At 71.3% G+C, this 2,212-nt stretch carries 3 protein-coding genes; 2 read left to right on the top strand and 1 reads right to left on the bottom strand.

What is annotated here, in order from left to right; translation table 11 throughout:
• On the bottom strand, positions 1–455 hold a 455-nt coding region (locus tag ACFVXK_RS38300; RefSeq protein WP_389621929.1), incomplete at its 3' end, for a hypothetical protein.
• A gap of 226 nt (positions 456–681) precedes the next feature.
• On the opposite strand from ACFVXK_RS38300, the gene ACFVXK_RS38295 reads away from it, so the two are divergent.
• Positions 682–1,449, top strand: coding sequence for a helix-turn-helix domain-containing protein (locus tag ACFVXK_RS38295; protein ID WP_389621926.1), 768 nt, complete (start codon positions 682–684; stop codon positions 1,447–1,449).
• Positions 1,450–1,544: 95 nt separating this feature from the next.
• Positions 1,545–2,051 carry a carboxymuconolactone decarboxylase family protein gene (locus tag ACFVXK_RS38290; protein ID WP_389621923.1) on the top strand — a complete coding sequence of 169 codons (507 nt, stop codon included), beginning with the start codon at positions 1,545–1,547 and terminating at the stop codon, positions 2,049–2,051.
• Positions 2,052–2,212 lie beyond the last annotated feature (161 nt).

Here is a 2,212-nt window from a genome sequence, read left to right as displayed (position 1 = left end):
TCGCCCTTCTGCGTGCTGATCTCCGCCGGGCCGTTCAGCCGGCCGAGCACGACGTCGCCGGCCTGGACGGTCAGCCGCGCGGAGCCGGCCTCGTCGACCTCGACCTCGGCCTGGGCACCTTCGAGGACGACCTCCCCGAGCGGCCCGGCGGTGCGGAACTCGGCGGCGGCGACGGTCGCGGTGACGTGGGAGCCGGCGGGCAGCTGCACGGTCACGTCCACGCGGCCGGAGTTGCCCATGATCCGGCTGCTCGCGGGAGCGGCGGCGATCCGCAGGACCCCGTCGCGGAACTCGACGGTGGTCTCCTCGGCCGCCTTCACGTCCCGGCCCTTGGAGGCGTCGGCCGGGCGGACCTCCACGGTGGCGTCGGAGCGGTCGGCGGCGACGAGCCGGATGCGCCCGGCGGGGATGTCGAGGACGGTCGAGACGGCGGCGGTGGTGGCGAAGGTCTGCATCGTGGGCTCCTGTGCTCGTCGTTGTTTCTGACAGGAGAAACGCTAAGTTGCGTTCGCGAGAGTGGCAACGCCGTCGTTGCGTATAAGTTTCATTCTCGCAGGTCACAGCAGTGAAATCGTTGCATCAGATCTGGATCTAACGCAACGAAACCTGGCCATTCATTGCAATGGACTGCAACTGAACGCTATGCTGGCCGCCTCACCGCGAACCACCTAGGAGGACGCAATGCCGGGAGGCAGACTCACCCAGTCCGAACGCCAGCAGATCGCGCTGGGACTGGCCGACGGACTCGCCTACGCCGAGATCGCCCGGCGGCTCGACCGTCCGACCTCCACCGTCACCCGCGAGGTCATGCGCAACGGCGGCCCCGCCTCCTACCGCGCCGACCTGGCCCACCGCGCCACCGAGCACCGCGCCCACCGCCGCAAGCAGGCCGCGCCCCGGGGCCCCGAAGCCCCGCCGCTGGCCCACGGCCGCGACCCCGCGGCGGTGGCCGCGTACGAGGAGACGTTCACGACGGTCCTGATCGCGACGGGCACGCCCAAGATGATGGCCCGGGTGATGACCTGCCTGTACACCAGCGACTCCGGCAGCCTCACCGCGGCGGAACTCGTCCAGCGGCTCCAGGTCAGCCCGGCGTCGATCTCCAAGGCGATCGCCTTCCTGGAGACCCAGGGCCTCGTCCGCCGCGAACGCGACGAGCGGCGGCGGGAGCGGTACGTCTGCGACAACGACGTCTGGTACCAGTCGATGATCGCCAGCGCCAAGGGCACGGCCCAGCTCGCGGAGACCGCCCGCGAGGGCGTCGGCGTCCTCGGCCCCCAGACCCCGGCGGGCGTCCGGCTGGAGAACATCGCCCGGTTCGTCGACTTCGTCTCCGAGAGCATCGCCCGGGCGGCGGAACAGGCCCGCGAGATCCTCCACACGAAGCCGGAGGAGCCGGACGAGCCGGACGAGCCGGACGAGCCGGACGAGCCGGACGAGGAGGCCTGAGGCCCCGGGGGCTGTCACATCACGTCCCTCCCGGACGTCAGGGGGGTGAGGGCCGACGCACACGGCGGCGGCCTCCACCCGAGGAGACGGCAGCCATGACGGACACCCCGACCACCGCGACCACCTCGATCTCCCGCATGCCGAACCCCGGCGAGTTCGTGCCGGAACTGGCCGACATCAGCGCCGCCCTCTTCCGCGCCACGGGCAACCGCTCGGTCCCCCGCAGCACCATCAGCCTGGTCCACCTGCGCGCGGGGCAGATCGTCGGCAACACCTACCTGACGATCCTGAACACCGGCTTCCTGCGGAAGGCGGGGGTCTCCGAGGAGCAGATCACCGCCGTCGCCTCGTGGCAGGACGCCCTGTGCTTCAGCCCGGCGGAACGCGCCGCCCTCGCCCTGGTCGAGGCCACCCTCCAGCCGGCGGCACCGGGCAGGGAGCGGGTCTCGGACGAGCTGTACGCGGAGGCGGCGAAGCACTACGACGAGAAGGCGATGGCCACCCTGACCATCGCGATCGGCCAGATCAACTTCTTCATCGCCCTGGCCGTCATCGGCAAGCCGCACCCGGTGGAAACCCTGGCCGCCCGGCAGTGGGCCTGAGGGGCGGAACCGGGGGTGACGGGGTCCCGGCGGGGCGGTCTCAGAGAGGGGTTGGGGCTTTCCCGCCAGTCTCATCGTCCTTCCGCGTCGGGCCGGCCTGTCAAGGGCGCTCCTTCGTCGCGTCGCTTCGCGATCGCCTGCGGCGACCCTTGACAGACCGT

It is taken from the genome of Streptomyces sp. NPDC058157, from assembly GCF_042884105.1.
In the GTDB taxonomy this organism is placed as follows: Bacteria; Actinomycetota; Actinomycetes; order Streptomycetales; family Streptomycetaceae; genus Streptomyces.
The sequence above is the reverse complement of the archived record's forward strand: the minus strand, read 5'-3'. Positions and strand labels throughout refer to the sequence as shown.

Coding starts and splice junctions, on each gene's coding strand:
- ACFVXK_RS38290 (WP_389621923.1), top strand. CDS start 1,545: ATGACGGACACCCCGACCACCGCGACCACCTCGATCTCCCGCATGCCG.
- ACFVXK_RS38295 (WP_389621926.1), top strand. CDS start 682: ATGCCGGGAGGCAGACTCACCCAGTCCGAACGCCAGCAGATCGCGCTG.